This window comes from Bartonella rattimassiliensis 15908 (assembly GCF_000278215.1).
Taxonomy (GTDB): Bacteria; Pseudomonadota; Alphaproteobacteria; order Rhizobiales; family Rhizobiaceae; genus Bartonella; species Bartonella rattimassiliensis.
In genome coordinates, this window is record NZ_JH725065.1 from 370,696 (window position 1) to 377,820 (window position 7,125).

Genomic DNA, 7,125 nt, shown 5'->3' on the forward strand with positions numbered 1-7,125 from the left:
CGTGGAGTGACATCATGAAAATTGCTCTTTACGCAGGTTCTTTTGACCCTCTTACAAATGGTCATATTGATGTTTTGAAAGGGTGTTTTGTATTAGCTGATAAGGTGATCATCGCTATAGGTATACATGCTAATAAAAAAACGCTCTTTAGCTTTGAAGAGCGTGTTGGTTTTATTATGCAGGTAGGAAAAGACATGTTCGGTGCAGATTCTAATCGGTTGCAGGTTCTTTCATTTAATAACCTTCTCATTGAGAAGGCGCGTGAAGTTGGTGCTTCATTTCTCATTCGTGGATTGCGTGATGGTACTGATCTTGATTATGAAATGCAAATGGCAGGGATGAATGGCATTATGGCGCCTGAATTACAAACTATTTTTTTGCCGGCAAGCGTTTCTGGGCGTGCGATAACTTCGACATTGGTACGTCAAATTGCCTCTATGGGAGGTGATGTAACACCATTTGTACCACCCAATATTGCACAAGCTTTGCAATCGAAATTCCAGTCTTTAAAGGAGAATAGTTGTGTCCCGTAGAATTTTTGCTGTTTTGATATGTGTTTTTTGCTTTTTTTCATGCCATGCTCTTGCTGATAATTTTAACTCAGCGAGTGATGCGAATCTTCTTATTTTATCGCTCAAAAACGGTGATGTTATTATTCGTCTGCGGCCTGATTTGGCACCAAAACATGTTGCTCAAATCAAAAAACTAACAGAAAATGGGGCTTATGATGATGTTGTTTTTCATCGTGTTATTCCCGGATTTATGGCACAAACTGGTGATGTAAAATTTGGAAAAAAAGGGAGTGTAGATTTTGATCTGAAACGCGTGGGGATGGGAGGCTCAAATTATTCCAATATACCGGCAGAGTTTTCAAAGCAGCCGTTTAAGCGTGGTACTGTTGGAATGGCGCGTTCGAAAGATCTAGATTCTGCAAATTCTCAATTCTTCATTTGTTTTGATGATGCTAAATTTTTAAACGGTCAGTATACGGTTGTTGGGGAGGTTATAGAGGGGATGGATGTTGTTGATAAAATTAAAAAAGGCACCACAAGTAATAACGGGGCTGTAAAAAATCCTGATGTTATTATTACAGCTACTTTACAAGTTGAGAGATGAATCAAAGGAGTTTTCCATATGGCTGAGAATAAAAATCCAGAAAATACTTTAATTCTTGAAACAACGAAGGGGAGAGTTGTTATTGAGCTTTTTGCTGATTTAGCGCCTGGTCATGTGACACGTATTAAAGAACTTGTTCGTGAAGGTGCTTATGATAATGTTATTTTCCATCGCGTTATTGATGGTTTTATGGCACAAACTGGGGATGTACAATTTGGAAAGAAGGATGGTGAAAAATTCAATTTATCACGTGCCGGTATGGGTGGTTCAGAAAAACCAAATTTAACAGCAGAGTTTTCAAATCTTTCTCATAAACGTGGTACAGTTTCTATGGCACGTGGTCAGAATCCAAATTCTGCTAATTCTCAGTTTTTTATTTGTTTTTCAGATGCTCCGTGGCTTGATCGTCAATATTCCATATGGGGAGAGGTCGTTGAAGGTATGGAAAATGTTGATAAAATTAAACGTGGTGAACCTGTTGTAGATCCTGATGCAATTACCAAAGCTGTCATTGCTGTGGATGCAAAATGATATAAATTATACTGGTTTCAATTGTCAGTTGCTAAGAGAAAATTCTCTTGTTTGATATATGGTGAAGATCAATGGTTGTTGCTTAAATATCTAAGAGAGTTTCAGCTGTTTATGTCTTTATTTTCTCTATAAAGTTCTCTTTTAATGGTATGGGTTTATATAGAATTTTGTTTGCTGAAGTAGGAAAAAGCTTTTGATTTGTTTGGATAATTTCTGAAATAAAGAGACAGCTTAAGCGTTAATTGGGGGGAAGATGTAAAGGTGAAAATAAAAGGTTAATCTTGCTATCTTCTTTCTAATTCAGCTTTATTTTTCAAAGCATTGAAGGCGATATATTTAAAATAATGAAGATTGTGCATTCCTTTATGTTTTTGTTTCTGATATTTTTAAATGGGATACATATTCTTCATATAAAATAGAACATTATTGTGTTGCATATTTACGTGTTTTTTTGAGATATGTCTCAAAGCTCGTCGCACCCATTTCGTGATGGTGTTGGTGAAGGAGATAGTGACAAAGCTTCCCTGAATAAGATAAAATTTATTGAGCACTGCTATCTTTACGCTTAAAAGAGTAAGCTGGTATCGTCACATATTTTACTAGTTCTTGCCAGCTTTTGAGGATTTACGGCATTTTGGAGGTGTTTCTACAGTTCTTAACACTTGAGAGCATTCATAGGAGACATTTTTTTTACGCTTTTTTAGTGTTTTTATCTCCAGGTCAGCTCTGCTTTTGATGTGCAAGTAAGAGTTTTTAATTGATTCAATACAATCAAGTTTAGGATGAGAGAATTTTATAATATTGGGGGGGGTATTCAATATGAATAAAGATAAATTATCTTTATAAATCAATTTGTTGTAGTAATAGAGTGTTACATTTATGTTGGTTGTTATATATAATTGAGAAGGCTCTATATTTTTAATGTCATATTATATGAATGATGCGCAAGGTATTGAAAATAAAAAGTTAAGATCTTTTTTATTTGCAAACATAATATAGCAAAGATATAATTTCAGGCTTGTGTTTTATGGCGTAATCTGTGAATACAATTAAAGAGAGATTGCTTTTATAATAATACATTGATTTATAATGATAATTTATTATTTTACATTGAATAAAAGCTTGGAATATTGTAAACTTCTCCCATTTTAATGCCTTTTACATTTACTTTTTCTCCGTTCTAATGGATGAGCTTTCCATGAATGTCGGTTTGTAAATAGTTCTCTTTCTCACAAGGGAAAGAGTGAGGTGTGTGGAAAAACTATTAGAATAAAATTTTCCTTTGTCAATTATCTCAAGCATTAAAGATTATCTCAATATCGTGAGCTGTGAGAAAAATATTGTAAGCTGTAAAATATGTTCAGAATTTCTTCCTATTCATACAAAATTATTGCTTATGAAAGTATGTGAAGATGAGATTATTGAGATATAACATTATAAGGATTTTGCTACTTCTTTGAAGCTAGATTATCTCTTTATTATGGTGATTTCTTGATAACAGATGCTCTTTTATCTCGTTTAATTTTTTATGCTGGTTAAAATATTGAACGAATCAAGAATTAATTCGTAAAGCTTATGGCAATACTCGTAAGGGAAATATCTTTTTTCTTTCTATAGCGATATGCATTTATGGAATCAAGAAGACGAGAGCGATGAAAAAGACATTTCATTATAGAAAAATTGCTCAAGATGGATATGCACGTCGAGGTGAAATTATAACGGGGCGAGGGTGTGTTCGTACACCTGCATTCATGCCAGTTGGGACGGCAGGAACCGTTAAGGCTATGTACATGGAACAAATGCGTGATCTTGGGGCGGATATTATTTTGGGAAATACTTATCATTTAATGTTACGTCCAGGAGCTGAACGTGTTGCGCGTTTGGGAGGCTTACATAAATTTTCACGCTGGAGCGGACCTATTTTAACTGATTCTGGTGGCTTTCAGGTTATGTCCCTGGCGGGAATCCGTAAAATTACTGAACAAGGTGTGATTTTTCGCTCTTATATTAATGGAGCCTACTATGAAATGAGTCCAGAGCGTTCTATTGAAATTCAAGGACTTCTTGGTGCGGATATCCAGATGCAGTTGGATCAATGTATTGCATTACCTGCCACCGAAAAAGAGATGGAAGAAGCTATGGAACTTTCATTGCGGTGGGCGCAACGCTGTAAAACAGCTTTTGGAGATCAATCAGATAAAGCATTGTTTGGGATTGTTCAAGGTGGTGATAATATAAAACTGCGTGAACGTTCTGCTCAAGCATTAAAAGAAATGGATTTAAAAGGTTACGCTATTGGAGGGCTCGCTGTTGGTGAGCCGCAGAGTGTGATGATAGCAATGTTAGATGCTATTTGTCCGATTTTGCCAGAGGATAAACCACGCTATCTTATGGGAGTCGGGACACCTGATGATATTTTACAAAGTGTTGCTTGTGGTATTGATATGTTTGATTGTGTTATGCCAACGCGTGCAGGACGTCATGGTTTAGCTTTTACAAGATTTGGTAGAATTAATTTGCGTAATGCGCATTATGCAGAAGATCCACATCCTCTTGATCCACAGTCACTTTGCCCGGCGGCAAATGATTATAGTTGTGCTTATTTGCATCATTTGATTAAATCTGGTGAATCTCTTGGTGGTATGTTGTTGACTTGGAATAATCTTTTTTATTACCAACAACTGATGCAAGGAATTCGTGATGCCATTGAAGAAGGCTGTTATGCTGATTTTTGCGCTGAAACGCGTGCTTTATGGGAACAAGGACGCTAAAACGTTAGCCATAATATATAGATTTATTTTTTATTTAACTTATTTTCGCACTTAAAATTTTTACTAAAGTATGAAATTAGAAATATCTTCTAAAGTTACACTATCTTAAGATATAAAAGCACAGTTTTGTATGACATATGGCCTATAAAAACAGAAACTGTTACTCCGGTACGCGCTACCTGATCCGGAGGAAAACAGTTCGTTTCTGTTTTTGATAACTGTTTAAAGCAACAATGTTAATGAGGCGTTAGCGAACTCTTAAAGAAGTATGAAAATTGTATTTTTATGAGATTTTTATTGCTAAAGGTAAAGAATAGTTTATAGTCAAAAAGATAAATTCTTAGAAAACTAAATTTAAAATAATATAAGATCTCTTTAAATTTAGAGTTTTATATTTTTATATATTAATATTTACAATATATTTATATAATTTTATGATAATAGCTTTTACATTATTTACTTAATAACAAATAAATTAATAAGTTTAATAACTATAATTATTATTTTACAAAAAAATCTATAAATATATTAAATAAAAACTTATCATATTTATTTTTTATCTATTGATAAAACTTATCTGAAAATAATTAAATACGTTAACTATCGGTGCTTTAAAAAGAAGCGTTGCATACTTAACATAGAAGCGAATACAGAAAAACTTTCTGGTGATGATACGTCTATCATTTTAAAACATTTAAAAATTTCTATTGAAGATATCATTAAATTAAGTGAGTAATAAAAGCGTATCTTATAAAAAGCGTATGAAATTAAAAACTGATTACGTTATTAAAATCCCTTTTAGAATTTTATCAGTTTTTTTGAATGATAATCTTATGATTTTAGAGAATGATTACAACGTGCTTTATGAAAAGCATATGATCCTTTCAAGCCTTTTACAAGATATTGATTTATAATGATAATTCACTGTTTTGTATGTTGAATGAGAGTCCCGAATAACGTAGGATTCTCTCATTTCAAATCTGTTTATCTTGAATCAATCAAAACCACTCATTTGCACATAACAAGTGGGATGAGTGTGTGGATCAAATTTGTATAAGAAAGGATTAAAAAATGGCTCTTATGAACCGTCTTAATGCAAGATCTGTCGCAACATTGGGGGCTGGCAAATATAATGATGGTGCCGGCTTGTTACTTCACAAACGTAAAGATGGGTGCTCAATGGATTTACCGTTATACCATTCATGGTCGGCGCCGCGAAATGGGATTGGGTGCGTTGCAAAACGTTTCTTTAAAAAAAGCCCGTGAATTAGCAAATCAATGGCGTTCTGTTTTGCATGAAGGTCGTGACCCCATTAAAGAACGTGAGAAACAAAAGCGTGAGGCAATAAGCAATCTCCATTATTTAAAAGACATTGCTTTAGATACTTTTGAAAGTCGGAAAGCTGAATTAAAAGGAGATGGTAAAAATGGAAACTGGTTTTCTCCCTTGCGGCTTTACATTCTCCCTAAATTAGGCTGTCTGCCCGTTTCTGAGATTACACCAACAGAGATACGCAATGTTCTTGCCCCCATTTGGCATTCAAAAGCTGTTACAGCGCGTAAAGCACTGAATCGTCTTAATATTTGTCTCAAACATGCGGCTGCATTAGGGTTGGATGTTGATTTACAAGCAGTGACAAAAGCACAAGCTCTTTTAGGGAAACAACGCCATAAAACACAAAACTTTCCAGCTATGGATTGGAGAAAGGTTCCGGCTTTTTATAAAACACTTTGCGAAACAACAACAATGACACAAATGGCTTTGCGTTTGCTTATTCTGACAGGGGTTCGTACAAATCCTATACGCCATATTCATAAAGATCAAATTGATGGGGATATATGGACTATTCCTGCTGAGGATTTAAACAGCAAGTAAAATGAAATAGTTATGTCTAATATGGGGGAATTGATGATTCCTGATTCTATTACGTTTTTTTGGCTCTATCCCTCATCTTTTTGAAGCTTTTTTATGGCTTCAAGAGCGAGTTTTTTACGGTCTGCGTTCTTTGTATACAGAGACGCCATGGCATCATCTGTCCAGCCAAAGAGTGCTTTCAATTGTGAGTACTGTTGCCCCAGAATTAGCTGCGCGTGTGGCTGCTAATTTTCTTAAGCCATGGGCTGTTTTTTTGATACCTGCTTGGGTACAAGCATTATAAAATGTAATTCCGAAGCTTTCTTTGGGCATTTTTTTCCCGTGTTTACTACAAATGAATGTTTCATCACCTATGGGTCCAATTTTAAGGGTTTCTGCTAATTCAGGCAAAATGGGTAGAAAAACATCTGTTTTAAATTGGCTCTTTTCTGTTTTGAGATGAATGATATTATCTTTCACATCTTTCCAACCGATACGAACAGCGTCACCACGGCGCAACCCCGTGTAAAGAAGAACATCAATCCAAACACGTTCATGGGTACCATGTGACCATCTTTTATAATATTTTTCAACATCTTCTTCTGTCCAGACAGGAAAGCCCCCTTTATTTTTTAGAGGAGGTTTTTTGACCCCTAACGTCGGATTGTTTTCCAAAAGACCTTGTTCAATTGCCCAATTAAACAACCCATTAAGCGCTTTCAGAAAATTTTGAGCTGCTGCTGGCATTTCTTTACGGCGTTCAACACCGGCTATAATATGTTTTTTTTCAATTGCTCGGTATGGAATATTTCCTATAGTATCACATACCTTCATAAGAATGAGTTCTCTTTG

4 protein-coding genes and 2 pseudogenes are annotated in these 7,125 nt (G+C 35.0%); 5 read left to right on the top strand and 1 reads right to left on the bottom strand.

All coding sequences use genetic code 11. The features are described 5' to 3' along the window. The first annotated feature begins 14 nt into the window (after positions 1 to 14). The 5 genes and pseudogenes from coaD to MCY_RS04465 form a co-directional block, all read left to right on the top strand. Positions 15 to 533, top strand: a complete 519-nt coding sequence (gene coaD, locus MCY_RS04445; RefSeq protein WP_007347178.1) for a pantetheine-phosphate adenylyltransferase — start codon at positions 15 to 17, stop codon at positions 531 to 533. Continuing rightward, the gene (locus tag MCY_RS04450) at positions 523 to 1,116 is read left to right on the top strand and encodes a peptidylprolyl isomerase (RefSeq protein ID WP_007347179.1); all 594 of its coding nucleotides are present in this window, start codon (positions 523 to 525) and stop codon (positions 1,114 to 1,116) included. Before coaD ends, MCY_RS04450 begins: the two co-directional genes overlap by 11 nt. Before the next feature lie 18 nt (positions 1,117 to 1,134). After that, entirely contained in the window at positions 1,135 to 1,647 is a 513-nt protein-coding gene (locus tag MCY_RS04455) for a peptidylprolyl isomerase (RefSeq protein ID WP_007347180.1), read from the top strand. A 1,652-nt stretch (positions 1,648 to 3,299) separates the two neighbouring features. Continuing rightward, positions 3,300 to 4,418, top strand: a complete 1,119-nt coding sequence (gene tgt / locus MCY_RS04460) for a tRNA guanosine(34) transglycosylase Tgt (protein ID WP_007347181.1) — start codon at positions 3,300 to 3,302, stop codon at positions 4,416 to 4,418. A 1,071-nt stretch (positions 4,419 to 5,489) separates the two neighbouring features. Then, positions 5,490 to 6,291: pseudogene (locus MCY_RS04465) on the top strand (tyrosine-type recombinase/integrase); the annotation flags it as partial. A 68-nt stretch (positions 6,292 to 6,359) separates the two neighbouring features. Here MCY_RS04465 and MCY_RS04470 read toward each other — a convergent pair. Continuing rightward, a pseudogene (locus tag MCY_RS04470) lies at positions 6,360 to 7,125 on the bottom strand (tyrosine-type recombinase/integrase); the annotation flags it as partial.